Origin of the sequence: Amycolatopsis regifaucium (genome assembly GCF_001613935.1) — a bacterium.
Lineage (GTDB): Bacteria > Actinomycetota > Actinomycetes > Mycobacteriales > Pseudonocardiaceae > Amycolatopsis > Amycolatopsis regifaucium.
Genome location: NZ_LQCI01000034.1, coordinates 1334607 through 1361575, shown reverse-complemented (window position 1 = coordinate 1361575; position 26969 = coordinate 1334607). Strand labels below are relative to the sequence as shown.

The following is a 26969-nucleotide window of genomic DNA, read 5'->3' as shown; positions in this document are numbered from 1 at the left end:
GTCACCGGCCCATCGCGCGGTCTGTGTCGCGGACTTCCTCGCGGACCTCGAGCCCGCGCGAAGGCCGGTACAGCACGAAGACCGGCTTGCCCGCGACGACCTCGGGATCGACACGGCGAGGACGCGGCGTCGACGGCCCGGGTTGCACCGGCACGGTGCCCGAGTGGTCGGGAATGGCGTAGCCGCCACCGGCGGAATTCATCCGCGAGGGCACCACGACCGGCTCCGGTTCGTCGCTCCAGCGCCGGTCGGCGACCGGCGAAGTGTCGACGCGTCGGCTCGGCGTCTGGATCGGGATCCGCCCGCCCGAGGTGAACATGGAGTCGCCCGGATCGCCCGCGGACGGGTTGTACTGGCCGAAAACCGGGACACCACCGCCGCCACCGGCCGGAAGCGCGGGCATACCGCCACCACCGCCGACCGCGCCCGGCCACGGCGCGCCGGACCAGGCCGCGGCCGGCCTGATCGCACCGGAACCGTTGTCGAGCCGCTGCGAACTGGCGAAGATCGTCGCTTCCGGCCGGAACCGGCCGCCGCCGACCGTCGCGCCGACAGGACCGCGGAGATCACCGTCGACGACGTCGTCGGTGTCGCGGACGTTCTGCCAGAACGCGTCCTGCGGGGTCGGCTCGTTGTTCTTCTTGCGGAAGCGGGAGAAGAGCCCGCCACGCGGCGAAGGCACCGCGCCGCCGACCATGCCGACGGACATCTCGACCATCTGCCATAACCGCCGCACGGGACGGCCGACCATGAACAGCAGCACGGTGATGATTCCCGCCATTACCATCTGGGTCAGCATCGAAAGACTGTTGCCCGCGTCGAAGATGGCCTGCAGCAACAGCGAGTGGACTCCGGCGAGCACCGACAGCACGATCAGGTTGAAGGCCACGGCACCTGCCACCTTCAGCACCCGGCGAAGGATTTCGGGTTGCAGCAACGCGACCAGGCCGATCAGCGGAGCGGTCAGGGTGAACACCCGGATCAACACCTGGGCCAGCAGCACCGAGGCCTTGGCCAGCAGCTGGAACAGCGAGTAGACGAGGCTCTGACCGAGACCGAGGAACCCGGCACCGGTCCGGCTGCCGTCTTCGCCGGTGAAGTACCCGGTGGCGGGGCCGAGCTTCGTCGAGATGTCCTTATAAGCGGCCTTCTTACTGTCGACCACCGCGACATTGGCGTCGTCGCCGTTGCGGATCTGCGCCCACGTGAAGGCCTGTGCGTCCAGGAGCTTGCGGGCGTATTCCTTCGCCTGTGGGGAGTCGGGCGCGCCGAACTCACCACGCTGCCAGTTCTTGTAGACGACCTCGTTGTGGAGATTGGTCGGCAAGACGTGCCTCACGACCCGGTCCGAGGACTCGTCGACGAAGCCGGCCTGGATGTTCGTCGTGGTTTGGACGATCGCCCTGTCGATCGGGTCGTAGTACCTCAGCAAGGCCAGTGACGACGCCGCCAGCCACACTCCGGCCAACCCGTACAACGCCTTTTTGCTGACCGCGGCCAGGTCGCCACGCCAGATGTTGCGGAACAACATGATCGACATGATCAGCGCGACCAAACCGAACAGTTGAGCGTAGATGTTGTTGTAGATCTTCTCCGCGCCGACCTTCACCGCGTTGTAGATCGGGTTGAGCAGACCGCCTTCGAGCACGGTGTAGTGCAGCGAGTTCGTGGCACCGACGATGTTCTTGCCGATATTGAACAGCTGACCGCCTGCCCAGGTGTCGATCGTCGAGTCCGGCGAGGTGATGCCGGCCATCGGGCCGCAGTTCGTCTCGAAGGTATGCCACACGAAGCCCGCGTAGCTGTAATCGATGTAGGGGCTGCCCGCCTCGCCATGCCCCTCGGCGGGGTCGAGAGCGCCGACCATGCCCGCACCGGGCCGCTCCGGGTTCGGCGCTTCACCACACGCCGCGGCCGACGCCGCCGGAGCGGTCGCCACGGCCTGCAGACCGAGGATCAGCACGACGACGAACATCGTCGCGCGACGGCTGGGCATGCTCTTGCCCGGCCGCGGCCCCTCTTTGAGGCGGCGGCGCAGCGCGTGCCAGCCGGCGGCGAACGCGAGCACGCACGCCAGCGTGATCACCGTGTTCATGCGGCATCCCTGCCGGTGCCGCCCTTGCCGGCCCGCGCGTGCTGCTCGCCCTTTTCCCCGTTCCCATTGTGTCCGTTTTGGACGGTGCCTTGCACTTCGCCCGTCTCGGCGGCCAGTGGGTCCGGCGCGCCGAGCATCTGCTCATCGGTGAGCCCGACCTCGAGTTCGGCGGCGAGTTCGAGATCCTCTTCCAGCTCGAAGTCGTCTTCCTCCGGCGGCGAGGCCACGAACTGCTTCTCCGCCGGGACCGCGAGTTCGTTGCCCGGTCGCGACGGCTTGGCGTCGGGCGAGCCCGGCGTGGTGTCCATGACCCGGCGCAGGTGTTCCAGGTGCGGACCGGAGAAGTCGACGCGGATCCGTTCCACGCCACCGGCACCGTCGCCGAAGATGAACTGGCGCGGCTCGACGTCGCGCTGGAGATCGCGGGACGAGCCGGGGCGACGGCCCAGCGCCGCGACGACCTGCTCGTAGCCGACACCGACCGGGACCTTCAACAGGCGCAGCGCGTCGGCCTGGGCGTCGTCGTCGTCGAGACGGCCGACGAACACCGAGTCCAGCAGCGCCACGAAACCCTGGATCTTCAGGAAGTCCGCCGGGATCTGCGAGGACAGGAGCACCCGGACGTTCCACTTACGCGAATCACGCGCGAAGCGGTTCATCAGCACGCGGCCGGTCGGGACCTCGGACAGGAAGAACGCCTCGTCGATCCAGACGCCCTTGCGCAGTTCCTTCGGCTTCTCGTACACCGACCGCTGCGTCAGCCACGCCGCGAGGTTCAGCATCTCGACACCGAGGGATTCCGCGTCCGTCCAGTACTCGCGCGGGACGCCGTCCTTGGGCAGGGTCAGCCCCGCCATGGTCAGGACGGTCATCCGGTCGTCGCGGGTCTCGGCGTAGGGGTCCGCGTCGGTCTCCGGGATGAGCAGCGCCATCCGCTCACGCATCTCGTCGAGGAAGTCCGCGACGACGACGGCGTGCTCGTGGTGCTCACTGGAGTCGCGGCGCAGCGCGTCGATGACCTGACCGGGGTCGGCTTCGAACCGGCCGCCGACCGCGCGGACGGCGCGCAGCAGCACGATCCGGGTCTGCGCCATCCGCGAGACCTCGTAGGGCAGGACACCGGTGAGGACGTCGAGCACGAGACGACGTCGCGTCGCGCCCGCGAGGGCCTTCTCCCGCCGCCAGGAGCGCTCGGGGTCGTCCTCGTCCATGAAGTGCTCGAGCTGTGGCTCGGCGACCACCCGGTACGGGTTGAGGATGCCGGGCTGCGCGTTGAGCAGGTTGATGTTCCGCGCGTACGGCCGCAGTTCGGGCAGGTCGCACAGCCGCGACAGTGGGCCGGACGGGTCGAGGATCGTCCAGTGCGCGCCCGCGCGGAGCGTCTTGTAGACGATGCCGCCGCCGAGGAACGACTTACCGCCACCGAGTCCGGCGACCATCGCGGTCAACCCCGAACCGTCGCGGATCTCCTGCGCCATCCACGGGTCCCACGCCACCGGGCGCCGGGTCGCGGTGACGGTCTCGCCGAGCAGGATGCCGCGGCGGTCGCCCACCTCGGCCGTCGCCGTCGGCACCGCCGAGGACGCCCACACGACCGAGCCGCGGCGCATGTACGCCGCCGAGGCCAGCGGCTCGCCGGGGATGAACTCCCTGGCCAGCGCGTATTGAGCCTCGGGATGTTCGACGGCGATCTTCGGCTTGTAGAGGTCGAGCAGCTGCTGGGCGAGGCGCAGCGCGTCGCGCTCGGTCGGGCCGGACACCGCCAGCCGCCACCAGGAGCGCACGCGGGTGGCCAGCGCGGTGAAGCCCGACGTCATCTCGTCGTCGATCTCCAGCACCCGGCCCGCCTGGCGCGCCAGTGACTGTGGCGGCTCCAGTTCGTGCTCGTCGGTGTAGTGCTTGACCTGCGAACGCACCTTGTTCATCTGGCGCTGCAGCTCACCGGCGACCTCTTCGGGGCGCCGGACGTAGATCCGCGCCGACACCTCGACGGCGGCGGGCAGCCTGTCCGCGTGCTGGATCCACGGGTCGTCGACCTCGGGGATCTGCAGGCCGTGCATCTGGCCGACGGTGAGGACGGCGAGATGCCGCGAGACTCCGGCGTTCGAGCCGGTGCGGCCGCGCACGGTGACCGTCGGCGCGTACGGCTCGGCGTGGAAGTCCGCCGCGTCGGTGAAGCTGGCGAGGTCTTCCGGCTCCCAGGCCGCGCCGGGGACGGCGGGCATGTTGCGCGGCGCGGGCAGGCCCAGTGAGCACGAACGGTGCATCAGCCAGGACATCTCTTCGGCGTGTACCGGGCGGCCTTCGAGGCCTGCCGAGCCGATCACCTGGTCGAGGTGCTCGACCTCGGAGTCGAGCGCGGCCAGTTCGGCGTCGACGGCCTCCGGCAGGATCTTGCGCAGCACCGGGGCGGCGCTCTCGACCGCGCGGTCGATCATCCGCCGCGTCTGCACCTGGACGCCGAGATAGACCTCTTTTTCGGCCATCGAGCGGCCCATCAGCTGCTGCTGCTCGCCGATGAGGTAGTCGTCGAAGGACAACGCCCCCGGTACGTCCTGTGGACGGCCGACGGCGTTGTGCACATGGGCCTCGGCCCACATCCGGATCGGGTACGGCCGGTTGGTCACACGCAGGTGCAGCCAGCGGCCCTGAAGCTCCGCGTACTGGCCGGCGATGGCCGCGATCAGGTCGCGGCGCTGGGAGTCCGACCGGAACGACCAGCGCTGCGGCGCGAGCCGGTACCAGGCGTACACCTCATAACCGGTGCGTAACAGATGTCCGTCGATGCTTCGTGCGGCGATCGACGGGGTATAGGTAGGTATCGCCGCCTCACCGGGAAGCCGCCTTCCCTTGCCGCCGGCCTTTTTGGGCTGCGCGGAGCGGACCTGCTGGGGCTGGTTCCAGGCCCCTTGGTGCAGATCACGATCACGTTTTCCTCGGCTTCCGCCGCGACCGAACAACGACTACCTCCCGGCCCGAGCCGCAGTACGGCTCCGGCGCGCTCGTGGTGTTCCCTGAGCTCCGGCGCCGCCGCCGTAGCCGTGGTGCTGGTACTGCCGTCTCCTGCGGTGCTTCGGTAGCGGGCGGGTCGCCCGTACCCGGACCCGGGAGGCGCTGGCTGCGCCTCCGGTGCCCGTGGTCCGTTCTCTAGGTGTGTTGAGCTCTTTCGCCGCCATCCCGGCCACCGCGCCCAGCGGGCGCTCGTGGCTGATCTTCGACGTGATCAACCTGGTGATCACAATTGTGGCAACGAAAGCCCAGGCGGTCGAGAAGAACCCGAAGCTCCAGCCCGCCCACCGTTCGACGGTGAGCACCAGCAGGAAGACCGGGATACCGACGAGCCACGCGACGTAACGGGCTCTCCAGGGAAAAGTCGCTTTCGGCGGGCCCAGCCAGACGGCATCGACCCGGTAAACCTCGTCATCGGTGCGGATACGCAACGCGGGCCCTGCCTCAGCCCGTGAAGAGGCCGGCGATCCACTGGCCCACGTTGACTCCGGCACCGCTCACCGCGAGGCCGATGATCGCCAGCGCGATCACGACACCGGCGAGACGGCGCATGACACCGGCGTTGTCCCCTTTGCCACCGCCCAGCCACAGGAGGAGGAGCGCGACGGCCAGCAGCACCAGGGGAATGATGTTGTCGATCAGCCAGGTGCGGACGTTGCCGGTGCCGAGCTCGCCGGCGGCCAGCGTGTCGAGGGTGGTCAAGGTCATCATCGCATTACTCCCGGTGCGCGGAGAGGGGGTTCGCGCGGTTCTGGCTCGGTGGTGCTTCGAACATCATGGCGTCACGAGGCGTAGCGGTCAAAGCGCGTTGTGTAGATATCGTTTTGTCTACTGATCACAGAGCGAGGCACAGCACCACGACCATCCTCGGTCTCCATCATCGTTGCAAGGGTCGTCTGTTTTAACCCTGGCCACCCGTATTTCGCAGTGTGCTGATGGACTCACCCGGTTGCGAGGTACCTGCTCACTGTAAGTACGGGTCGACCGGCGGGAATTTGGCCGCGACCAGTGTGACATGACTCGTTCGGTGGCTTCTCGCGAGTCCGCTGGGTGAGCACGCATTCGACAAAAATCATGGGCACCGATCAAGGGAAAGTCACGCTTCCGTTACCCAACGCCAAAATCGGACCCGTGTTTTCACTACACAGCGTGATTATCTGCCCGTAGAGAACACATTCGCGGGAAAAGCGCCCGCCGCGACGGCCTGACGGCTCAACGGACCGCACAGCTCGTGAAGGCGCGCGGTCTTCTCCTCGCCGAGGTGCTCCCATGGCCCGGTAGACGCCGCGTTGGTGGCGGCTTCGATCCGCTCACGGAGATCGTTCCCGGCCTCGGTGAGACCGCCGTCGGCGTCGAGGAGGCCTTTCTCGCGGAGCCCGTCGGCCGCTGCGGCCCACTGCTCGTCGCTCCACCCGCGGGACACCTTGGCCGCCTCGGGCAGGAAGCCCTTGCCGGTGGCGGTATGCGTGACGAGGGCTTCGAGCCCGTTGAGGCCGTGGACGACGAGGGCGGCGATATGGCCGTCACCGCGGTGCTCACGCAACAGCGTGATGGCGTGCCAGAGGACGAGATGCGGCTCGCTCGGCCAGTCGAGGTCGGCGTGCCCGGCGTAGAGCGGACGGCCGTCGGCCTGACAGCCCGCGGTCGCCTCACGGGCGAGTTCGGCGGCTTCGGCGACTTCTTCGGAGTCCAGGACGTCCTTGCCGAGCAGCCGGGTCAGCGCCGCGTCGACGGCTTCGAACCGGGCCTCGATGATCCGGTCCGGGGAGGCCAGCGTCCACGCGCGGGGGAGGTGGCGGGCGACCAGTTCCGGATTGAAGTTGTAGAAGGTGGCGGCGGCGACGCCGGGACCCACCGCGCCCATCGGTGCCGCGCGCCCGGCGAAATAGGTCATGCGACCTGGCCGGAGGCCCGCGTCGGTGAGCGCGGCTTCCGTTTCGGGTGCGAAGTAGCTGAGGGAATGCAGTACATCGAACGTCCCGCGGAACCGTCCCGTGACGCGACTCGCTTCGCCCATGAGGGCACCCTACCGGCAAGTAGACGGGGGGCGCAGCGTCCGAAGGGGCCAAAGGGAGCAAGGGACCTTTGCTATCACTTCCCAGGTCGACGGCGGGTCGGGACCGGGTCGCGGTGGTCGTGAGTGGCGATTCGGGCGTTGAGGGGTCGCGAGCGCCAGGCTTGAGACGCTCATCGCCCCAGGCAGGCGCTCGAGACATCCGCATCGTTGAGGCTGATGGCAGCGTTGAGGTGCCTGCGGCGGGTGAGTCGGGTGGCAGCGCGGCGCGTGAAGGCCCCCTTCCCCAGTACATGATGGCCCCCTTCCTTGCGCCTAGCGCAAGGAAGGGGGCCATCATGTACTGCACGCGAGTCCGCTCTGACCCGAATCGCCACTCACGGCCACCGGGTTTCCGCCGCCGACCCCGCTCTAACCCGCGCTGAAGGCGTGAAGGCCTCCTTCCCTACTTTGAGGGTAGGGAAGGAGGCCTTCACGGACCGAAGAGTGCGGACGAGCCGGCGTGTAAGCCGGATCCTGTCCTCGCTTCGCCTTGCGGCTCCGCGAGTGGCGGCCATCCATCTAGGCCCGCCGTCGCCGACGGGCTCGAGCGGCCTACCCGCAGGCTCGGGCGGGCAGCCCTCGATCGCCTGCGCAGGAGCCTCGCGGCTCCCTCTTGACCTTGCTCCGGGTGGGGTTTACCTAGCCGTCCTGGTCACCCAGGACGCTGGTGGTCTCTTACACCACCGTTTCACCCTTACCTCCGCCCGCGAAAGCGTGCGGAGGCGGTCTGTTTTCTGTGGCACTTTCCCGCGGGTCGCCCCGGGTTGCCGTTAACAACCACCCTGCCCTGTGGAGTCCGGACTTTCCTCGAACCGGTCGCCCGGCTCGCGGCCGCCCCGCCGACTCGTCCGTCGGCGAATCCTACTGCACGGGCGCGGGCAGGCAGTTCAGGTTGCGTTGCCCGTCGGGTTTGCTGACGAACCAGGCGTGGCCGGTGCCCTGTCCGGTCCATTCCCCTGGTCGCGCGTTGGCGAATTTGCAGAGCGGCCACCCCGGCCGAAGTCACCTGTTTGGCACCTTCGGGACGTTTGACGGTGCCGATGAGCGCGGGATCGATGCCGGTCACCCTCGGCGTGCCCGCGGTCGTGATGGGGATCCACACCGCGGCGCGGTCCCCGAGGCAGGCAGAGCGGGCCTTGTGCGGGTTGTCGTGTTCGTAGCGGAAGAGGACGGCGCCGGTGTCGTCGAGGACGGCCTGCCCCATGTTCGTCATAAAGCGTGGCGATGTCCCGCACCCCGCTGTGGTGCGGCGAAGGGGCCGGGATGCGGGCGAGCAGTGAGGCCGTCATGGGTGCCTGCCCGGCGAGCCGAGCACCCGCACGAGGCCGAAGGTCGCGCCGCCGGCGATGCCCACCATGAGCACGCCGAGCAAGATGTCGCCGCCGTCGAGTTCGTTGCCACTGGTGGAGACGACCATCAGCGAGGTCGTCTCGACGATGCCGGTGCTTTCGAGCCGGGTCATGTGCCGGATGACGGTGTCGACGGCCGTCTGGGCGAAGGAACGCATCGCGTCGTCACGGGTGGCCGCCCGGACCTGGGCGGCGAGACCGAAGATGCCCCCGTGCGCGGCGCGGGCGCGGTTGACGTAGACGCGGTCGAAGTCGACGCCGACGGCACCGGAGATCTCGTCGACCCACGATCGCTGTTCCTCGGTCGGCTCGCCGGGGAGTTCGACGCGGACCTTCGAAGCGAGTTCGCGGACCTGTGCGTGGAGACGATCGTGATCTTCCGCGAGTTTGCGACCGACCTCGCGCACCCGCTGCCCGTTCCCGCGTTGTTCCGCCTGACGACTGGCCGGGCCTTACCACAGACCCGCCTGCCGGACCTCGACGAGCAGTTCACGGTCATGGGCGTCGATTTCCGCGTAGACATGAGTCGGCAAGCCGACCCATATCGCAAGACAACCGAGCACCATGCCGAGCAGTCGATAGATCATTTCACCCGTCCCCGTACAGCCCATTGCCGTTCAGTGCCTCACTGGAAGTACGGCGAAACGGAGCGGCCGGTTCGATCTCCGCACACTCAAGGTAGTGTGATGTGCATCACAGATCGCTTTAGAACCGTTTATCGTCGCCATACGTACCGGGCCACTAATTGTGAATGGAGGACTACTGCACATGGCTTACGGGGATAGTCTGCGCTACGGTGTACGGACTCGTGAAATCCTCCACCGCCGGGGAGGTTGAAAACCTTATGGAAGCAGTGGGCAGAGGATGCCGGTTCGGCCGCGATCGCCAGACGGACGACCGGTCCGATGATCCGTCCGACGAGTTGATTTCGTTGCTGTACAAGGATTTTCGGCCAACTCTGTTCGACCAGGTCCTGCACCTGACCGGCCACGATCAGCAGTGGACCGAGGACGTGGTCCAAGAGACTTTGATTCGCGCCTGGCAGCATTCGGGCACCCTGAACCGCGAGCCGGGAATGCTGCGCGGCTGGCTGCTCACGGTCGCGAGGCGGATCGTGATCGACGGCTGGCGAAACCGGCGGGCCCGGCCACAGGAGGTCGAACTGGAGAGTTCCGAAAACGCCGAAACAGCGGACCGGACAGATCAGTCACTGTCCGCGCTCGTCATTTCCGAAGCGCTACGATATCTGGACCACAAATACCAGGCGGTCATCTACGAGACGTATCTGACCGGACATACGGTCCGGGAGGCGGCGGTGATATTGGGAATCCCGGAGGGAACGGTCAAATCACGGCTGTACGCGGCCATGAAGACATTGCGACGGTCGTTAGGAGAGCTGGGTTCGCGATGAGGAAGCCCAAGGTGAAACACACCGATGTCGCGGCCTATGTGCTCGGTGTACTCGATCAGGCCGAGGCATACGCCTTCGAAAAACACTTGAAGGCCTGTGAGCGCTGCGGCCGCCAGGTCGCGGAGTTCACGTCGGTGGAAGGCGCGCTGGCGAAGGCCGCCCCGCGCTACCTGTCGCCCGGCGCCACGGCCACGCGCCGTCCCGGCGGCATCGTCGTCCGGCGCTGCGGGCGGCTGTCGATGCTCACGGCCCACCTCGTGGCGGTGCTTCTCGCGTGCGTCGTCGCGGCCTTGATGTCGTCACACCGGTCTTCCGGCCGATACCGGGGCGACTCCTCCGATCCGGACATCTCGTCCCCGACTCCCCTCGACGACGGGCCGGTAGCGGACTCCGACCAGCGATCACTCCCGCTACCGCTTGTGTTCCAGTAGCGCCGCCGGGCTGCTGGGTCGCGACAGGGAACTCGGCACGATCACCGGGCTGCTCCGGGCCGCCGTCGGCGGGCACGCCACCAGTGTGGTGCTGGTCGGCGAGTTCGGCATGGGCAAGTCGTCGGTGCTCACCGCGGCGGGCGAGCTGGCGGCGGCGGCCGGATTCACCGTCGCGATCGCGGCCGCGTCCAGGATGGAGACACAGCTGAGCGGCGGTGTCGCCCGACCTGCTCACCAAGGCCGTCGACCTCCTCGGCGGCTCGACCGCGAAACTGGCGCTGGCCGAGGCGTTGACCGAACTCGGCACCCTGCAGGCCCGGCACGGGCGGAGCGAGAAGGCGGTCGCCACCTTGCTGCAGGCCATGCGGTCGAGCGACCACTGCGGGGCGCGGCCCTCGCGAGGCGGGCCGCCGAGGAGCTGCGGGCCACCCGCGCGAGCCTGACGACGGCGAAGGACAACGAGCAGCGTCGCGCTCATGGCGTCGCAAGGTCTCACCAACCGCGAGATCGCCGAAGCGCTGCACCTGACCCGCCGCACCGTCGAACTGCATTTGTCCGGGGCATACCGGGAACTGGGCATCACCGGAAGGACCGAATTGAGTTCCGCGCTCGGCCGGTCCCAGCGCGTGGACGTCGATTGACGGTTTCCGGGGACGGCGGGTTCACTCCGCAGCATGCCGGGAATCGAAGCCGAACCACTCAAATTCGCCTATTGGGTCCCCAATGTGAGCGGTGGACTGGTCACCAGCGACATCGAGCAGCGCACCGATTGGGGATACGAGTACAACCGGGATCTCGCCGTCCTCGCGGAGAACAGCGGGTTCGACTACGCGCTGAGCCAGGTCCGCTACACGGCCAGCTACGGTGCCGCCTACCAGCACGAATCGACCGGATTCAGTCTCGCGCTGCTACTGGCGACGCAGCGGCTGAAGGTGATCGCGGCGGTCCACCCCGGACTGTGGCATCCGGGCGTGCTCGCGAAGTTCATCGCCAGCGCGGACGTGATCTCCGGCGGGCGCGCCGCGGTCAACGTGGTCAGCGGCTGGTTCAAGGACGAATTCACGAACCTCGGTGAACAGTGGCTGGAACACGACGAACGGTACCGGCGTTCGGAAGAGTTCATTCGCGTACTGAAGGAACTCTGGACCGACGACCACGCCGAATTCAACGGTGATTTCTACCGGATCCACGATTTCGACATCAAACCCAAACCGGTCGGGCGACCGTATCCGGAGATCTTCCAGGGCGGCAATTCCACCGCGGCTCGGAAGCTCGCCGGCCGGGTCTCCGACTGGTACTTCAGCAACGGCAAGGACTTCGACGGCTTCAGCGAGCAGGTCGAGGAGGTCCAGGGCTACGCGGCCGAGAACGATCACGCCGTCCGCTTCGGCCTCAACGGGTTCCTGATCGCGCGGGAGACCGAGAGTGAGGCGAAAGCTGTGCTGCGCGAGATCGTCGAGAAGGCGAATACCGAGGCTGTCGAGGGCTTCCGCAACGCCGTCAAGCAGGCGGGAAGCTCCACTTCGGACAAGAAGGGGATGTGGGCCGACTCGGAGTTCAAGGATCTGGTGCAGTACAACGACGGCTTCCGCACCGGGTTGATCGGCACGCCGGAGCAGATCGCGGACCGCGCCATCGAGTACAAGAAGCGCGGGGCGAACCTGCTGCTGCTCGGTTTCCTGCACTACTTGGAGGACGTCGAGTACTTCGGGAAGCACGTCCTGCCGGTGATCCGGGCCAAGGAGGCGGACCTGGACCGAGGCGCCGCCACCCCCGAACCCCTGACGCATTCAGTCCTCTAGTTGCGGTCCTTGCACGCGCAATTACCGCATTCAGAGGACTAAATGCGTGGGGTGGTCAGGGGAGGTAGACCGTCTCGCCGGGGTGCATGGTCGGCCCGCAGTCCTTGAGCGGTCCGCCGAAGCGCGCCTTCTCGACGTCCGGCAGGGTCTTCGTGGCGTAGTCCTGAGCGGCCTTCAGCTTCTCCGGGCTGGAAACGGCGTCCTTGCGCACGAAGTCACCGTTGCGCGGCCCGCTGCCCGGGTACACGAAGATCGGCTCGTAGTCGCGGTCGATGCGCGGATCGACGGTGATGCCGTTCCCCGCCGCCCACGGGCCCCACGAGTGAATGAAGGTCGGCTTGACCTGCTCGAACACGTAGTCGCTCAGCCCCGGCATATCGCCGTTCTTGACGAAGTCCGCGACGTTCGCCTCGACCAGCCCTGCCATGTCGACCAGGTGGAGGCGGCTGGTCATCGACGAGCCACCGAGGTCCGGCAGCAGCAACGACGCCTGCTGCAGGCCGAGAATGTCGGCGAGGGTGTTGAAACCACGGCCGAAGCGGTCGGCGATGAGGCACGCGGGCACTGTCGGGACCTCGCGGAACTTCTCCGACGCCGACGCGAAGCCCATCCCGGACGGGATCGCGGCCGCGACCAGCACGAGGACCACGACGGTCCGCAGCACCGCACGCGACCGGCGCAGCAGTTCGCCCGCGGACAGCGTTCCCGCGAGGACGGCGAGAATCCAGATCGGGGTGGCGAAACGGTGCTGGCCCATCCAGTCCGGAACCATCACGCCGTAGGCGATGATGCCCAGCGCCAGTGGCATCAGCAACGCGATCAGGCTGCGGCGCCATTCCGCGCGGAACAGCGCGTAGCCGATGGTCAGCGCCAGCAGGATCGTCCCGGCGACACCCGCGTAGCCGACCAGTTCGAACGGCTGCTTCAGCGCCGAAAGGCCGGGCAGGCCCTGCCCCTTCGCGATGGACGGGTTCGCCAGCAGCCTGCCGAACTCCGCGATCCGCCAGGCGAGGTACGCGCCGAACGGGATCGCGAACGCGACCACCGAGACCACGACGAACTTGACGCTCTGCCCCAGTAGCGGCTTGCGCAGCTGGAACAGCACGACGAGCGGGTACGCGCCGCCGTAGATCAGGCCTTCGGGGCGGGTCAGCGCGGCGAACGCGACCAGCACCCCGGACCAGATGGCGACCTTCGCGGTGAGCACCCTGTCCTTGCGCACCGCGACGAACAGCAGCGCGGCGAGCCAGGCGACCGCCATCCCGAACAGGGAGTTCTCCAGTCCGGAGATGGTCCAGATGACGAAGGACGGGATCGCGGCGAGCGTCAGCCCCACCACCAGCGTCGCCAGCCAGGCGAAGCGCGCGAAGACCTGCTTCGCCACGACGTGGCAGGCCGCCAGCGTCCCGGCGGTGAACAGGAGACCGAGGAGTTTCGGGAACAACACGTAGTCGGGCAGGCCGAACAGCATGCCGCTGTCGAAGACGCCGACGAGCTTGCCGACCGCCAGCAGCACCAGCCAGGTCGAGTTCGACCACCCCTCGACCGACGGCTGCCCCGGTTGCAGTACCGGGCCGATGCCGTCGGCGAAGCTACGCGCGTAGGAGAAGGTGATGGCCGCGTCGTCGACGATCCAATGGCCGTACAGCGTCGCGTGCCAGGCGACCGCCGCGACTCCGGCGAGAATCGCCAGGTAGGGCGCGATCCGGGCGGCCACGCCGCGAGAGGCCGGCGTCTCCGCCGGGTCGGGCACGTCTCTTTCGGAAGCTTCGCTGAGTGCGCTCGCCGTCATGTCCCCGTCTTTGCCTTCTCGTTCACATGCCCTTGCCGGGAAACTGTAGCCAATACCCCATCGGGGACTGACGACGCGTCATATCCAGCCGTGATCCGCACCACACTCTTCGCGTCAGGACAGGTGCGAGATGTCGTTCACCAGGCGGACCGACGCGTTGCCGTCCGGATAGAACTCGACGATCGACAGCGAGGCCAGGTCCAGGTGCAGGCGGAACAGCAGCGACGGCCCGGCGTCGAGGCCCATTCGCAGCAGCGCCTTGATCGGCGTGACATGGCTGACCACCACGAGCGTGCGCCCGCCGTATCGCGCGATCAGCTCGTCGCGGGCCTTGCGGACCCGGCGGTGGACGCCATCGAAGCTCTCCCCGCCCGGCGCAGCGATCGAGGTGTCGGAAAGCCAGGCGCTCTGGAATTCCGGGTCGCGGTCCATGGCCTCTTTGAAGGTGAGGCCTTCCCAGTCGCCGAAGTCGGTCTCGATCAGCCCGGGATGGGTTTCGACCCGGCCGCCCAGCGCGTCCGCGATCGCCTGCGCGGTCTGCTGGGTGCGGATCAGCGGTGAGGCGATGATCGGCGCGGCTTCGCCGTCGACGACCAGGCCCTCCATCGAGCCGAGGCGTTTCGCGGCGGCGGCCGCCTGCTGCTTGCCGTGCTCGGTGAGCGGTACGTCGCCGCGGCCGGAGTAGCGCTTTTCGACCGACATCGCCGTCTGGCCGTGCCGCACGAGGAGCAGTTTGGTCGGTGTCCCGGTGGCACCGGTCCAGCCGACCGGGCTGTTCCTGTCCTGTTTCACGATCTTCGGTGCTTCGGCAGGCGCCGTGGCCCGGCCGCTGTCGGCCCCGGCGTCCATCGCCTCGTTCGCGAGCCCGTCGGCGTGTGAGTTCTCCGCGCGCGGGATCCATTCGTAGCGCACTCGCGAGAAGCGCGACGCCAGTTCCTTGGCCTCGGCGTTCAGCGGCTGCATCGACGGGTGCTTGACCTTCCAGCGCCCGGACATCTGTTCCACCACGAGCTTCGAGTCCATCCGGACGTCCACAGTGGACGCTCCGAGCTCGGCGGCCGCGGCGAGCCCGGCGATTAGGCCGGAGTACTCGGCGACGTTGTTGGTCGCGATGCCGACGTAGGCCTTGCGCTCGGCGAGTACCGCGCCGGTGGCCGCGTCCTTGACGACCGCGCCGTACCCGGCGGGCCCGGGGTTGCCCCGCGAACCGCCGTCGGCCTCGATGAGCACGTGCTCGGTCACAGGCCGGACTCCAGGGTGCGGACCAGAATGGCGCCGCAGTTCTCGCACTGGATGACGTTGTCCTCGGGAGCGGCCTTGATCTCGGCGATCTCGCGGCGGTCGATGTCGAGCTGGCAGGCGCCGCAGCGGCGGGCCCGCAGCAACGCCGCGCCGATGCCCTTGTGCGCCCGGACCCGCTCGTAGAGCTTGATGAGGTCTTCCGGGAAACGCGGCAGGAGCTTGGCGCGGTCTTCGTCGCGGCGCGCCTGCGTGGTGTCGAAGTCGGCGAACTGCTCGTCGCGGCGGCGGATGGCCTCGGCGACCTCGTTCTCGGCTTTCGCGACCTCGGCGCTGGTGCGCTGGGCGTCGAGTTCGAGGGCCTCGCGGCGTTCCATCAGTTCGAGCAGATCGTCTTCGAGCGCGGACTGACGCCGGGTGAGGCTGTTCAGCTCGTGCTCGATGTCGGTCATCTGCTTCGCCGCGACGGAACCGGATTCGAGCAGCTTGCGGTCGCGGTCCCCGCGAGCGCGCACCGACTCGATCTCCTTTTCCTGGCGGGCGATCTCGCGGTCGAGGTCGGACGCCGCGGTCTGGGCCGAGACCAGCGCGTCGCGGCGTTCGCGGACCTTTTTCTCGCCCGCGTCGATCTCGGCGATTTCGGGCAGGGTGCGGCGGCGGTGGGCGGTACGCGAAAGTTCGGCGTCCACCTTCGCGAGTTCGAGCAGCTGGCGCTGGATGGCGGGGTCAGCCTTCACGGTGCTCCTTGATTCTTAGTGCTCGGTTCGGGTGGCCCGTAGCGTCCACGGGTCGGTGCACCTCGTGGAGACGTGAAGGTCGACGTTACCCGCAAACGCGGCGCGGACGACGGCCGAGGCTTGCTCGCACCACGGCCATTCGCTCGCCCAGTGCGTGACGCCGACCAGGGCGGGGACTTCGGCGATGTCGGCGAGGTGCTCGCCCGCCGGATGGTGCCGGAGATCGGCGGTGACGTACGCGTCGACCCCGGCGGCGGTGGCCCGCTTGAGATAACTGTCGCCGGAGCCGCCGGAAACGGCGACACGACGGATGAGGCGGTCCGGGTCGCCCGCGCCGTAGACGCCGGGTTCCGTACGCGGCAAGGCTTTCGCGACGCGTTCGACGAAAGCGGAGAGCGGTTCCGGCGAGGGCAGTTCGCCGATGCGGCCGATGCCGGTGACGCCGTCCTCGCGCGGATCGAGCGGGCCGAGGACGGTCAGGCCGATGGCCGCGGCGAGCGCGTCGGAGACGCCGGGCGACGCGGAATCGGCGTTGGTGTGCGCGCAGTAGAGGGCGACGCCGGCGCGGATCAGGCGATGCACGAGGCGGCCCTTGGTGCTGTCGGCCGGGACACCGTGGACGCCGCGCAGCAACAGCGGATGGTGCGCGACGATGAGCTGCGCGGCGCCGTCGATCGCCTCTTCGACGGTTTCGTCGACCGGGTCGACGCAGAACAGGACCTTGTCCACGTTCTCGGCCGGGTCGCCGCAGACGAGTCCGACGGCGTCCCACGATTCGGCGAGTTCGGGCGGGTACGCCTGCTCGAGGGCGGCGATGACTTCGGCTAGCGCGGGCACCCGGGGATTTTCGCATGTAGCGTTTCCGGGCATGCGACTTCGGGTGCTCTGCGCGCTGCTCGTGGCCGGACCGCCGGCGGTGCCCGCGCCTGCTTCGGCGTCTCCGGGTTTCTGGTCCCTGACCGACCTGGCCGCTCAGCGCGTGCAGATCGCCGACAAGGTCGCGGCCGCGAAATTCGGCACGCCGTCCCCCATCGACGACCCGGTGCGCGAACAGCGGATCCTCGACTCGGTGGCGGCGAAGGCGCCGGGTCTCGGTCTCGGCGCGGCCGACGCGGTGCGGTTCTTCCGCGACCAGATCGAGGCGAACAAGCTCGTGCAGCGCGGCCTGTACGCGCGGTGGACCGAGGACCCCGGCTCGCGACCGCCCGAACGGCCCGACCTCGCGACCGAGGTGCGGCCGGTGATCGACCGGCTCAACGCGGGGCTGCTCACGGAACTCGCGCAGACCCGGGACGCGCGGGCGCGGCGGTCCTGCGACGTGCGGCTCGACGTCACAGTGCGGCTGGTGGACGCGCGGCGCGAGCTGGACCGCCTGCACTCGGTGGCGCTCGGGGAGTCGGTCCGGTCGGCCTGCTCCCGCCCCTGACCGCGGGGCGGGAGCAAGGGACCTTTGCTATCGCCGACCCCGCTGACCTGCGGAAAGAGAGCAAGGGACCTTTGCTGTCGCTCCCGGGTCAGTACAGCGCCTTCGCGTCCTTGTTGACCGCCCAGCGGCCGGCCGCGCGCATCACGCGGCCCGTCCACCGCATCGCCCGGTACGCCTTCGTCGCGTGATCGGGGACGTCGGAGTGGTCGACCTGGTACGGCGCGACGGAAGCGCTCGACCGGAGATGCAGCGGCATCCTGGTCATCGCCTCTTTCGGCGATCTCGCCTGGACGAAGTGATGCTCCGAGAGGATCCGCCCGACCTCGTAGGGGTGCGGATGCTTGACGGTGATGCGGTACCAGCGAAGCCCGGTTGCCGGGGATTCGACGGCGGGTGTTGGTGCGCTCATACGCGACCTTCCTGCGTGTTTCTCTTCAGGAGGTCTACTCCCGCTTCGCCCCGGCTTTCCAGCTTCGCGCGCCCGGTTGCCGTTCGGAGCCGGTGAGCGGTCGATCTCTCTCTGCGGTCACACTGATCGAGTGCTGCACATCGTCTTCGTCTGTTCCGGCAACATCTGCCGCTCACCGATGGCCGAGCTCGTCTTCCGCACGAAGGTCGAGGAGGCCGGTCTCGATCACCTCGTCCAGGTGTCCAGCGCGGGCACCGGTGGCTGGCACGTCGGGGAGGCCGCCGACAAGCGGGCCCGCGCGAAGCTGGCGGAGCACGGGTACCCGACCGGCCACGTGGCGGCCGAGGTCGACCGCGGGCATCTCGCCGCCGACCTGCTGCTCGCCGCGGACGAGAGTCACCTGTCCTTTCTCCGGCGGAAGGTGTCGGACCCGTCGAAGGTCCGCCTGCTGCGCGAGTTCGATCCGTCGGCACCCGAAGGCGCCGAAGTCCCGGACCCGTACTACGGCGAGGACGACGGTTTCGAGGACGTCCTCGGCATGATCGAGCGGTCCGTTCCGGGCCTGCTCGACTGGGTGCGCGCACACGCCTGAGGCGGACCGCTTACCGTGGTGGGGTGCGGTTGAAGTTCCTGCTGAAGCCCGGGTGGCTGGCGTTGACGTTGGTGGTGTTCACCTTCGCCGCGTGCTGCTTCACCCTGCTGGCGCCGTGGCAGTTCAGCCGCGACGCGGAGCGCGAGCATCAGAACACGGCGCTGCGGGAGTCGTTCACCGGGCAACCGAAGCCGCTGGACGAGCTGCTTCCCGCGGGCGCCGCCCCTGACCAGCGCACCGAATGGCACCTGGTCTCGCTGAAGGGCACGTACCTTCCCGAGGGCGAGGTCGTCGCCCGTCTGCGCTCCATCCAGGGCGAAGCGGCCTTCGAGGTGCTGACGCCGTTCCGGACCGTCGACGGCACCGTGGTGCTGGTGGACCGCGGGTACGTGCGGCTCGACGAGAAGTCCCGCGCCCTGCCCTTCGACCCGCCGCCCACCGGAACCGTCGACATCGTCACGCGGGCGCGTCAGGACGAGAAGGACGGGAAGAACCGCGACGCCTTCGCCGACGAATCGACCGGCGGGAAGCTGCAGAGTTACGTCGTCGATTCCCAGGTCGTCGCGCGGGCCGCGAAGCTGGACATCCGGCCGGGCTATTTCCAGCTCGACGTGAACCAGCCCGGCGTGCTGGGCGCGCTGCCGTTGCCGAAGACCGACGCCGGCCCGTTCTTTTCCTACGCGCTCCAGTGGATCGCCTTCGGGGCGATGGCGCTGCTCGGCTGGCTGTACTTCACCGTCCGCGAGCTGAAGCCGGGCGGGGCATTGACCACGGAACGGCCGCAGCGCCGCAAGAGCGTCGCCGAGCTGCTCGCCGAGGACGAACGTTCCGAAGTGGCCACCTGATTTGACGCGAAAATGGCCCTTTTATGAGGCCATTTACCGTGTTCGTATTCGATCATGCTGATTCACCCGTGGGACGCCGCCCACGACGACGCCGAATGGCAAGCCTGGCTCTCCGGACACGACTTCGGCCAGCTCATCGCCGGCGGCACCGGTCGTGACCTGCCGGTCGTCAACCCGGTGCACTTCGTCTACGACGGCGACCGGACGGTCCTGCTGCACCTCGCGCGCCCCAACCCGGTCTGGCCGCTGCTGGAGGAACACCCGCGCGCACTGCTGTCGGTGACCGGCGACCACACCTACATCCGCTCCGGCTGGAACACCCCGGCCGACCCCGCGCGTGGCGTCCCGACCTCGTATTACGCGTCCGTCCAGCTCGAATGCGACGTCCGGCTGATCGACGACGCCGCGGAGAAGGCAGCGCTCCTGAACCGGCAGCTCGCGCACTTCGAGCCGTCCGGTGGCCGGGTCGCGGTGAGTGCCACCGAAGCACCGGACAAGCGGCTTATGCCCGGCATCCGCGGCGTCGAGCTGACCGTGACCGGGGTGCGGGCGAAGTTCAAGTACGGCGGGAACAAGCAGCCCGCCGACCGGTCGCGGATCGACGCGGAGCTCGAGCGGCGCGGCGATCCGCTGGACGCCCTGGCGCGGGCGCAGCTGGCGCGGCGGGAGCGATAGCAAAGGTCCCCTGCTCTCTTTCCGCAGGTCAGCGGCCCCGGCGATAGCAAAGGTCCCTTGCTCCCTTTCCGGTGTCGAGCCGCGCCCCTCCCGTTCGTCCTCGGGATGCACGACATCCCGAAGGAAGGGAACAGCGATGGAAACGATGGAGTCGTATCGGCACGCGCAGGACGGGTTCGACGCGGTCCTCGCGGCGGTCCGGCCGGATCAGTGGGACAGGCCGTCGATGTGCGCCGAGTGGTCGGTGCGCGACGTCGCCGGGCACGTGATCTGGGGCCAGCACCAGATCCGCGCCTGGGCGACCGGCGAGGACTACGAGGAACCGGCGGGCGCGCCGGGCGCGCCGCATCCGGCGGTGCTGGCCGCGGACGATCCGCTGCGCACCTGGCGGGCGGCACGCGAGGAGTCGGTCGCGGTGCTGACGCCGGACGCGCTCGCCAGGATCACCTCGATCACGGGAATCGGCGAAGTCCCGCTGGCCGCGATCGTCACCCTGCTGATCACCGACCACATCGCCCACACCTGGGACATCGGGTACGCCCTCGGGATGGACGTCCGGCTGGCGCCCCCGCTCGTCGACATCGCGTTCGACTGGGCACAGTCCCATGTGGTGCGCCGTCGCGGATTCTTCGGGCCGGAGCTCACCCCACCCGCGGACGCCGACGAGCAGACCCGGTTGCTGGCGTTCCTCGGCCGGGCGGCCTGGCAGCCGGTACCCGCTTGACGCCGCTGGGGCGGGAGGCCTCCTCCCGCCCCGGCGGACGGTCTCAGGACCTCTCCGGGGAATCGAGTGACCGCAGCCGTCCGATGAGGAATCGCCGGTCGCCCGGGTCGGTGGCGAGGTCGTGCGCGCGGCGGTACGCGGTGATCGCCTCGTCGCGCCGGCCCAGGCGGCGAAGCAGATCCGCGCGTGCGGCGTGGAACAAGTGGTAGCCCTCCAGACCGTCGATCCGGTCGATGAGGGCGAGTCCTTCCTCCCGCGTCGTGGCCATCGCGACGGCGACCGCGTGGTTCAGCGCCACCACCGGCGACGGCGTGAGCGCCAGCAGTTCACCGTAGAGCGCGGCGATCCCGGCCCAGTCGGTGTCCGCTGTGGACAGTGCCTGCGCGTGGAGCACCGCGATGGCGGCCTGGATCTGATAAGGCCCGGGCGTCCCGTGGCGCAGCGCGCGGTCGAGGACGCCGACCGCTTCGGCGATCTCGTCATGATCCCAGCCGGACCGGTCCTGATCCGCCAGCAGGACGAGGTCACCGCCACCGTCGCGGCGGACGGCGGACCGCGAGTCGTGCAGCAGCAGCAACGCGACCAGGCCGAGCGCTTCGGGTTCGTCGGGCATGAGGGAGGCGAGGAGCCTGGCGAGCCGGATCGCCTCCCGTCGCACCACCGCGTCGTCGGCGGTGTAGCCCTGCGTGAAGATCAAGTACACGACCGACAGCACGCCGGACAGCCGTTCGGGCAGCAGGTGATCGGCCGGGACCTCCAGCCCGATCCCGGCGTCGCGGATCTTCCGTTTCGCCCGCACCAGCCGCTGCGCGAGCGCCGCTTCGGTGACCAGGAAGGTCCGCGCGATCTGCGCCGCGGTCAGCCCGGCGACGGCCTGCAGCGTGAGCGCCATCCGTGCCTCCTCCGCCAGCGCGGGATGGCAGCAGGTGAAGATCAGGCTCAGCCGCTCGTCGCCCACGGCGAGCAGCCGTTTCTCGTCGAATCCAGGCATCGTCGCCTCCGTCGGCACGACCGCCTCCTCCTGCTTCTCCCGGCCGAGCCGAGCCCGCCGCAGCCGGTCGATGGCGCTGTTGCGCGCCACCGTGAGCAGCCAGGCGACCGGATCGTCCGGCGGCTCGGACCAGCGGCGCAGCGCCTGCGCGCACGCGTCCTGCAACGCGTCCTCGGCGAGTTCGAAGTCGCCGAGCACGCGCACGAGCGCAGCGAGCATCCGGGCACGGTGTTCGCGGAACACCCGCCCCACCACCTCGGCCGTCATTCGGCGGCGGCCACCGGATCCGACGGCCGGTGATCGAGACCGGGAACACCGGCGATCGGCCGCACCTCGATGGAGCCCTCGCTCGCCAGCGGACAGAGGGCGGCCAGCTCCAGGGCCTCGTCGAGGTTCCGGCAGTCGAGGACGTAATAGCCGCCGAGGTGCTCGTGGGTTTCCACGAACGGCCCGTCGGTGACGAGCGTCTTACCACCCCGGACCTCGACGACGGTAGCCGTGCTTTCCGGCCGTAGCGGGTGCCCGCCGACGAAGGCACCGCGGCGGCGGCATTCGTCGGCGAACGCGTTCACCCTGGCCAGCGCCTCGGGGAAGGCGGGGTCATCGGGCTCCGGTCGCTTGCAGTTGTAGATCAGGAGCAGATATTGCACGAGTCCTCCAGCCAGCCGAAACCGATCGTTCGCAGAGGATGACGAACAGGCAGACCGTAACTCGACAGGCCCGAGTCGACCGACGTCCAGGAGGAAGGCAAAGCCTCCTTCAGATGACGTCGCTATCCGCGCCGCCGCCGCAGACCGACGAGGGCGGCCAGCACCACCGAGCTGATCGCGCCCAGCCACCCGACCACCCGCGAAAGCTCCACCGCCCGCGTCACGTGCCCGGCGTCCGGGTTGCGGCCGATGCCGAGCACCGGCAGTTCCTCGACGCCGTGCGGGTACACCGTCCGCCCGCCGACCCGGATCTCCAGCGCCCCGGCGAACGCCGCCTCGACGCGGCCCGCGTTCGGGCTCGGGTGCGCGGTCGTGTCCCGTCGCCACGCCCGCCACGCGCCGCCCGCCGAGCCGCCGACGACCGGGGCCGCGAGCACGGTCAGCCCGGCCGCGATCCGGGTGGGCACGAGGTGGACGATTTCATCCAGCCGGGCGACGAACCAGCGATACGGCTCGGGCCGCCCCCGGCCGAGGCCGCGCAGCAGGCTGATCGCGCGCGAGCCGAGCAGGCCGGGGACACCGGCCAGCGCTCCCCACATCAGCGGCGCGATGACGACGTCCGCGGTGTTCTCGGCGAGTGTCTCCACCGAAGCGCGCGAAAGGCCGATGACGCCGAGGTCGTCGGCGACCCGGGGGTCCAGTGTGGACAGTGTGCCGCGCGCGGTTTCGAGTTCGCCTTCTTCGAGGTCCCGCGCCAGTGACGTGCCATGCGCGGCCAAGCCGGCGGCGCCGAGGACGGCCCAGGTGGTCACCGCGGTCGTGGTCGCCTGCAGGACGGGGCTGCGCCGTCCGGCGCGTTCGGCGAGCACCCCAGCCAGCACGGCGGAGCCCGCGAGACCGCCGGTCCACAGCACTCCGGCCACCGGATGCTTCGACCGGACCTTCGCGTCCATCACCGAGGCCGCCCGGGCGAACGCCGTCACCGGCCGCCGCGATCGGGGATTCCCGATCGCCCCGTCCGCGGCCACCCCCAACACCAAACCGATCGCGCGTGCCGCGCTCACCGTCGCCCCCTGCATGCAGTTCCCTCGAAGACCTGCAGAGGTTACTCGAAGATCATCCGTCCAGGAGGACGGCCATCTCGTCACGTGCCTGGCTGACGATGTCCCGCATCGCGCGTTCGGCCCGGTCAGGGTCACCGGCGTCGACGGCGGCCGCGACCTCGACGTGCAGTGCGACGGCCTCGGGCTGCGGTTCCTCCGGCATCAGCCCGTGCCCGGTGCGCCCGGCGAGCACTTCGGCGACGACCGCGGAAAGCTGCGCGAACATCGGGTTCCGTGAAGCGGCCAGCAGCAGGTCGTGGAAAGCGACGTCGTGGCCGAGGAAGGTCACGAGATCACGCTGGTGAGCGGTCTCTTCCAGTCGCCTGGCCAGCGCGCGCAGGCGGCCGCCCTCTTCCGGTGTCGCCCGCAGCGCGGCGAAGCGGGCGGCGCTGGGCTCGACGGCGGAGCGCAACTCGGTCAGCGTGCGCAGCGCGGTCTTCCGCTCGGCGCCGTCGAGCTGCCAGCGGATCAGCCTCGGGTCGTAGTGGTTCCACTCCCCCGGCTCACGCACGATCACCCCGACCCGGCGTTTGCTGCTGGTCAGGCACATCGTCTCCAGCACGCGGACGACCTCACGCGCCACCGTGCGGGAGGCGCCGAACCGCTCCTGGAGCTCGTCGGAGCGCAGTACCGCACCCGGCGGAACCTCTCCGTTCGCGATCGCGGAGCCGAGCGCGTCGAGCATTTCGGCATGCCTGTCCTTGGCCACCAGGGCACCCTAGCGTTCTGATTCGATTAAGTAGTACTTCATATTGCTTAAGTAGTACTTTTGAGCTGTACTCGTCCCGGCTACAACGACGTGGGAGGTACGGATGACCGTCATCGTGGTGATGGGCGTTTCCGGCTCGGGCAAGACGACCGTGGGCACGGCACTCGCCGAGCGCCTGGGCGTCGACTACGCCGAAGCGGACACGTTCCATCCGAAGGCGAACATCGACAAGATGAGCTCCGGCCACCCACTGAACGACGAAGACCGGCAACCCTGGCTCGAAGCCATCGCCGCCTGGATCGCCGACCACCAGTCCTCCGGCGGCGTCGTGACCTCTTCCGCTCTCAAGTATCGCTACCGCGACATCCTGCGCGGCGGCGGGAACGTCTGGTTCCTTCATCTCCACGGTGACCGCGAGCTGCTCGCGGACCGGATGAAGACCCGCTCCGGGCATTTCATGCCGGTGTCCCTTTTGGACTCCCAGCTCGCCGACCTCGAACCGCTGCGGCCGGACGAATTCGGCCTCGTCGCCGACATCGCGAAGAAGCCGGAAGAGATCGTCGACACCGCCCTTTCCGCTTTCGAGGACCGCTGATGACCACCACTCTCGCCGCCGCCTGGACCGGACACGACACCCGCCTCATCGGCGCGACGGTGCTCGCCATCGCCGTGATCGTCGTTCTCATCACCAAGGCGAAACTGCATCCGTTCCTGGCCCTGATCCTCGGCTCCGGCGCACTCGGGCTCGTCGGCGGCATGCCGGTGGACAAGCTGATCAAGAGCTTCAGCTCCGGCGTCGGCTCCACCGTCGCCTCGGTCGGCGTGCTGATCGCGCTCGGCGCGATGCTCGGCAAACTGCTCGCCGACTCCGGCGGCGCGGACCAGATCGTCGACACCATCCTGCGCCGCGCGGGTGACCGCACCCTGCCGTGGGCGATGGCGCTGGTCGCCGCGCTGATCGGGCTGCCGATGTTCTTCGAGATCGGCCTGGTCATGCTGATCCCGGTGATCCTGCTGGTCGCCAGGCGCACCGGGAAACCGTTGCTGCTGCTGGGCATTCCGGCCCTCGCCGGGCTTTCGGTGCTGCACGGCCTCGTCCCGCCGCACCCCGGTCCGCTCGCCGCCGCGGGCGCGCTGAACGCGAACGTCGGCCTCACCCTGGCCTTCGGCCTGCTCGTCGCGATCCCGACGGTGATCATCGCCGGACCGCTGTTCGGCAGGCTGGCCGCGAAAATGGTGCCGGACGCCGTCGCACCCGAACGGCTCGTCCCGGAATCGTCCTCTTCGGACGGACGCCGTCCCGGCTTCCTGGCGACGCTGTCGACCGTGCTGCTGCCGGTCGTGCTGATGATGGGCAAGGCACTCGCCGACATCCTGCTGGAGAAGGAGAACCACGTCCGTCGCGTGCTCGACTTCATCGGCGACCCGCTGGTGGCCCTGCTCGCCGCCGTCCTGCTCGGCATGCTCACCCTCGGCCGGGCCGCCGGCTTCACCCGGGGCAAGCTGTCGTCCACCATCGGCGACTCGCTCCCGCCGATCGCGGGGATCCTGCTCATCGTCGGCGCGGGCGGCGGATTCAAGCAGACCCTCGTCGACGCCGGGGTCGGCAACGTCATCACCGGACTGGCGACCGGCGCGAACCTCTCGCCGCTGCTGCTCGGCTGGCTGGTCGCGGTCGCGATCCGGCTCGCCACCGGTTCCGCGACGGTCGCGACCGTGTCCGCGGCAGGCATCGTGGCGCCGCTCGCGGCGACGATGGACCCGTCGCACAGCGCACTGCTGGTGCTGGCGATCGGTGCCGGGTCGCTGTTCTTCTCGCATGTCAACGACGCCGGTTTCTGGCTGGTCAAGGAGTACTTCGGGCTTTCGGTCGGCCAGACGCTGAAGAGCTGGTCGATCATGGAGACGATCATCTCCGTGGTCGCGATCGCGCTCATCCTGCCGCTGGGCGCGCTCTTGTAGCGCGGCCTTCGCGCGCTTCACGGAAAGTTCCGGTTGACACGTGACCTTTTGGTCACCTATTCTTTCGACGTGCCCGACGACGACCTGGTTTTCAAGGCCCTGGCGGATCCGACCCGCCGGTTCCTGCTCGACCAGCTGTTCGCGCGGGACGGCCGCACGCTGACCGAACTCGAGTCCGAAGTGGACATGAGCCGGTTCGGCGTGATGAAGCATCTGAAACTGCTGGAAGAAGCCGGACTTGTCATCACGCGCAAGGAGGGCCGGGAGAAGAAGCACTTCCTCAACCCGGTACCGATCCGGCAGATCCACGACCGGTGGATCGACAAGTTCACCGAGCGCACCGTGACCGCGTTGCTCGATCTCAAAGCCGAACTCGAATCGCCCGAAGCCGAGGAGCCATCATGACCGAAACCACCGCTGCCGCCACTCAGGTCTACCGCGTCTACATCAAGGCCACGCCGGAGAAGATCTGGGACGCCATCACGAAGCCCGAATGGTCGCGGAAATACGGTTACACCGGGCTCGTCGACTACGACCTGCGGCCGGGTGGCAAGCACGCCACCCACCCCACACCGGATTACGTCCAAGCCGGGTTCACGAACGACCTCGTCGAAGGCGAAGTCCTCGAGGTCGATCCACCGCGCAAGCTGGTCATCACCTGGAAGCTGCTGATGGACCCGTCCTTTGCCAAGGAGCCGCACACCAAGATCACCTATGAGATCGAAGAGACGAAGACCGCGGGCACTCGCCTGACCGTCACCCACGACGTCACCGACGCGCCCGCGACGGCCGCGCTGGTCAACGGCTCGCAGGAGGACATCAACGCCGGACCGGGCGAGAACGCCGGTGGTGGCTGGCCGTGGATCCTGTCGGACCTCAAGTCGCTGCTGGAGACGGACGAACCGCTCGTCCCCGCCGCTTCCTGAGCCGATAGTCCGTGAAGGCCTCCTTCCCTACCTTGA

At 68.7% G+C, this 26969-nt stretch carries 28 protein-coding genes, 1 other RNA gene and 2 pseudogenes; 13 read left to right on the top strand and 18 right to left on the bottom strand.

The window, feature by feature from the left end:
* Position 1 precedes the first annotated feature (1 nt).
* The 8 genes and pseudogenes from AVL48_RS30475 to AVL48_RS40620 all read right to left on the bottom strand — a co-directional run bounded on the left by AVL48_RS30475 (position 2) and on the right by AVL48_RS40620 (position 9096).
* Positions 2–2095, bottom strand: a complete 2094-nt coding sequence (locus AVL48_RS30475; protein WP_061989152.1) for a hypothetical protein — start codon at positions 2093–2095, stop codon at positions 2–4.
* Positions 2092–5055, bottom strand: a complete 2964-nt coding sequence (locus tag AVL48_RS30470) for an ATP-binding protein (protein WP_061989154.1) — start codon at positions 5053–5055, stop codon at positions 2092–2094. Before AVL48_RS30470 ends, AVL48_RS30475 begins: the two co-directional genes overlap by 4 nt.
* A 3-nt stretch (positions 5056–5058) precedes the next feature.
* Positions 5059–5535 carry a hypothetical protein gene (locus tag AVL48_RS40330; protein WP_074038315.1) on the bottom strand — a complete coding sequence of 159 codons (477 nt, stop codon included), beginning with the start codon at positions 5533–5535 and terminating at the stop codon, positions 5059–5061.
* 13 nt (positions 5536–5548) lie between these two features.
* Positions 5549–5815 (bottom strand): hypothetical protein, encoded by a 267-nt coding sequence (locus tag AVL48_RS30460; protein WP_005166545.1) that lies wholly within the window; start codon positions 5813–5815, stop codon positions 5549–5551.
* 442 nt (positions 5816–6257) lie between these two features.
* A complete protein-coding gene (locus AVL48_RS30455) occupies positions 6258–7121 on the bottom strand; it encodes an SCO6745 family protein (protein ID WP_061989158.1) in 864 nt (287 codons plus the stop codon).
* Positions 7122–7607: 486 nt separating this feature from the next.
* Positions 7608–8007: RNase P RNA component class A (gene rnpB, locus AVL48_RS30450), an RNA gene on the bottom strand.
* 438 nt (positions 8008–8445) lie between these two features.
* Positions 8446–8943: pseudogene (locus tag AVL48_RS30445) on the bottom strand (DUF4142 domain-containing protein); the annotation flags it as partial.
* A gap of 18 nt (positions 8944–8961) precedes the next feature.
* Positions 8962–9096 carry a hypothetical protein gene (locus AVL48_RS40620; protein ID WP_279626672.1) on the bottom strand — a complete coding sequence of 45 codons (135 nt, stop codon included), beginning with the start codon at positions 9094–9096 and terminating at the stop codon, positions 8962–8964.
* A 257-nt stretch (positions 9097–9353) separates the two neighbouring features.
* Here AVL48_RS40620 and AVL48_RS30440 point away from each other — a divergent pair, with 257 nt between their 5' ends.
* Both AVL48_RS30440 and AVL48_RS30435 read left to right on the top strand, forming a co-directional pair.
* Positions 9354–9920 carry a sigma-70 family RNA polymerase sigma factor gene (locus AVL48_RS30440; protein WP_061989160.1) on the top strand — a complete coding sequence of 189 codons (567 nt, stop codon included), beginning with the start codon at positions 9354–9356 and terminating at the stop codon, positions 9918–9920.
* An 11-nt stretch (positions 9921–9931) separates the two neighbouring features.
* Positions 9932–10351, top strand: a complete 420-nt coding sequence (locus AVL48_RS30435; protein ID WP_244162661.1) for a zf-HC2 domain-containing protein — start codon at positions 9932–9934, stop codon at positions 10349–10351.
* Here the strand turns inward: AVL48_RS30435 and AVL48_RS40325 are convergent.
* Complete coding sequence (locus tag AVL48_RS40325) at positions 10331–10519, bottom strand: hypothetical protein (protein ID WP_244162662.1); 189 nt, start codon at positions 10517–10519, stop codon at positions 10331–10333. The genes AVL48_RS30435 and AVL48_RS40325 overlap by 21 nt on opposite strands.
* 59 nt (positions 10520–10578) lie before the next feature.
* Between AVL48_RS40325 and AVL48_RS38690 the strand changes: the two are divergent.
* Positions 10579–10992 (top strand): annotated as a pseudogene (locus AVL48_RS38690) (LuxR C-terminal-related transcriptional regulator); the annotation flags it as partial.
* Positions 10993–11025: 33 nt separating this feature from the next.
* Positions 11026–12153: a dimethylsulfone monooxygenase SfnG gene (gene sfnG / locus AVL48_RS30425; RefSeq protein WP_061989166.1), complete on the top strand. Its 1128-nt coding sequence runs from the start codon at positions 11026–11028 to the stop codon at positions 12151–12153.
* A 55-nt stretch (positions 12154–12208) separates the two neighbouring features.
* Here the strand turns inward: sfnG and AVL48_RS30420 are convergent, their stop codons facing one another.
* The 4 genes from AVL48_RS30420 to AVL48_RS30405 form a co-directional block, all read right to left on the bottom strand.
* Positions 12209–13945, bottom strand: coding sequence for a hypothetical protein (locus tag AVL48_RS30420; RefSeq protein ID WP_061989168.1), 1737 nt, complete (start codon positions 13943–13945; stop codon positions 12209–12211).
* A gap of 114 nt (positions 13946–14059) precedes the next feature.
* Positions 14060–15187: a bifunctional RNase H/acid phosphatase gene (locus AVL48_RS30415; RefSeq protein WP_177242382.1), complete on the bottom strand. Its 1128-nt coding sequence runs from the start codon at positions 15185–15187 to the stop codon at positions 14060–14062.
* A complete protein-coding gene (locus AVL48_RS30410; RefSeq protein ID WP_061989170.1) occupies positions 15184–15921 on the bottom strand; it encodes a zinc ribbon domain-containing protein in 738 nt (245 codons plus the stop codon). The genes AVL48_RS30415 and AVL48_RS30410 overlap by 4 nt, the downstream gene beginning before the upstream one ends.
* A gap of 15 nt (positions 15922–15936) precedes the next feature.
* A complete protein-coding gene (locus tag AVL48_RS30405) occupies positions 15937–16758 on the bottom strand; it encodes a Nif3-like dinuclear metal center hexameric protein (protein ID WP_061989172.1) in 822 nt (273 codons plus the stop codon).
* A 31-nt stretch (positions 16759–16789) separates the two neighbouring features.
* Here AVL48_RS30405 and AVL48_RS30400 point away from each other — a divergent pair, with 31 nt between their 5' ends.
* On the top strand, positions 16790–17347 hold the full coding sequence (locus AVL48_RS30400; RefSeq protein ID WP_061989174.1) for a chorismate mutase: 558 nt from the start codon (positions 16790–16792) through the stop codon (positions 17345–17347).
* An 88-nt stretch (positions 17348–17435) separates the two neighbouring features.
* On the opposite strand, the gene AVL48_RS30395 is transcribed toward AVL48_RS30400, so the two are convergent.
* A complete protein-coding gene (locus tag AVL48_RS30395) occupies positions 17436–17756 on the bottom strand; it encodes a hypothetical protein (RefSeq protein WP_061989176.1) in 321 nt (106 codons plus the stop codon).
* A 130-nt stretch (positions 17757–17886) separates the two neighbouring features.
* Here AVL48_RS30395 and AVL48_RS30390 point away from each other — a divergent pair, with 130 nt between their 5' ends.
* The 4 genes from AVL48_RS30390 (at position 17887) to AVL48_RS30375 (ending at position 20592) form a co-directional block, all read left to right on the top strand.
* Positions 17887–18348 (top strand): low molecular weight protein-tyrosine-phosphatase, encoded by a 462-nt coding sequence (locus tag AVL48_RS30390; protein WP_061989178.1) that lies wholly within the window; start codon positions 17887–17889, stop codon positions 18346–18348.
* Positions 18349–18371: 23 nt separating this feature from the next.
* A complete protein-coding gene (locus AVL48_RS30385) occupies positions 18372–19193 on the top strand; it encodes an SURF1 family cytochrome oxidase biogenesis protein (RefSeq protein ID WP_061989180.1) in 822 nt (273 codons plus the stop codon).
* 54 nt (positions 19194–19247) lie between these two features.
* The gene (locus AVL48_RS30380; protein WP_061989181.1) at positions 19248–19868 is read left to right on the top strand and encodes an FMN-binding negative transcriptional regulator; all 621 of its coding nucleotides are present in this window, start codon (positions 19248–19250) and stop codon (positions 19866–19868) included.
* Positions 19869–20004: 136 nt separating this feature from the next.
* A complete protein-coding gene (locus AVL48_RS30375) occupies positions 20005–20592 on the top strand; it encodes a TIGR03086 family metal-binding protein (protein WP_061989185.1) in 588 nt (195 codons plus the stop codon).
* A gap of 43 nt (positions 20593–20635) precedes the next feature.
* Here AVL48_RS30375 and AVL48_RS30370 read toward each other — a convergent pair whose 3' ends face one another.
* The 4 genes from AVL48_RS30370 to AVL48_RS30355 all read right to left on the bottom strand — a co-directional run bounded on the left by AVL48_RS30370 (position 20636) and on the right by AVL48_RS30355 (position 24021).
* Positions 20636–21850, bottom strand: a complete 1215-nt coding sequence (locus AVL48_RS30370; protein ID WP_061989187.1) for an RNA polymerase sigma factor — start codon at positions 21848–21850, stop codon at positions 20636–20638.
* Positions 21847–22233, bottom strand: coding sequence for a YciI family protein (locus tag AVL48_RS30365; protein WP_061989189.1), 387 nt, complete (start codon positions 22231–22233; stop codon positions 21847–21849). Before AVL48_RS30365 ends, AVL48_RS30370 begins: the two co-directional genes overlap by 4 nt.
* Positions 22234–22355: 122 nt before the next feature.
* Entirely contained in the window at positions 22356–23297 is a 942-nt protein-coding gene (locus AVL48_RS30360; protein WP_061989232.1) for a cobalamin biosynthesis protein CobD/CbiB, read from the bottom strand.
* A gap of 52 nt (positions 23298–23349) precedes the next feature.
* The gene (locus AVL48_RS30355; protein ID WP_061989191.1) at positions 23350–24021 is read right to left on the bottom strand and encodes a FadR/GntR family transcriptional regulator; all 672 of its coding nucleotides are present in this window, start codon (positions 24019–24021) and stop codon (positions 23350–23352) included.
* A 127-nt stretch (positions 24022–24148) separates the two neighbouring features.
* Here AVL48_RS30355 and AVL48_RS30350 point away from each other — a divergent pair, with 127 nt between their 5' ends.
* The 4 genes from AVL48_RS30350 to AVL48_RS30335 all read left to right on the top strand — a co-directional run bounded on the left by AVL48_RS30350 (position 24149) and on the right by AVL48_RS30335 (position 26933).
* Complete coding sequence (locus AVL48_RS30350) at positions 24149–24640, top strand: gluconokinase (protein WP_061989192.1); 492 nt, start codon at positions 24149–24151, stop codon at positions 24638–24640.
* Positions 24640–26007 carry a GntT/GntP/DsdX family permease gene (locus AVL48_RS30345; RefSeq protein WP_061989194.1) on the top strand — a complete coding sequence of 456 codons (1368 nt, stop codon included), beginning with the start codon at positions 24640–24642 and terminating at the stop codon, positions 26005–26007. Before AVL48_RS30350 ends, AVL48_RS30345 begins: the two co-directional genes overlap by 1 nt.
* A 69-nt stretch (positions 26008–26076) precedes the next feature.
* A complete protein-coding gene (locus tag AVL48_RS30340; RefSeq protein WP_061989234.1) occupies positions 26077–26412 on the top strand; it encodes an ArsR/SmtB family transcription factor in 336 nt (111 codons plus the stop codon).
* Positions 26409–26933: an SRPBCC family protein gene (locus AVL48_RS30335; RefSeq protein WP_061989196.1), complete on the top strand. Its 525-nt coding sequence runs from the start codon at positions 26409–26411 to the stop codon at positions 26931–26933. The genes AVL48_RS30340 and AVL48_RS30335 overlap by 4 nt, the downstream gene beginning before the upstream one ends.
* The last annotated feature ends 36 nt before the right edge of the window (positions 26934–26969 follow it).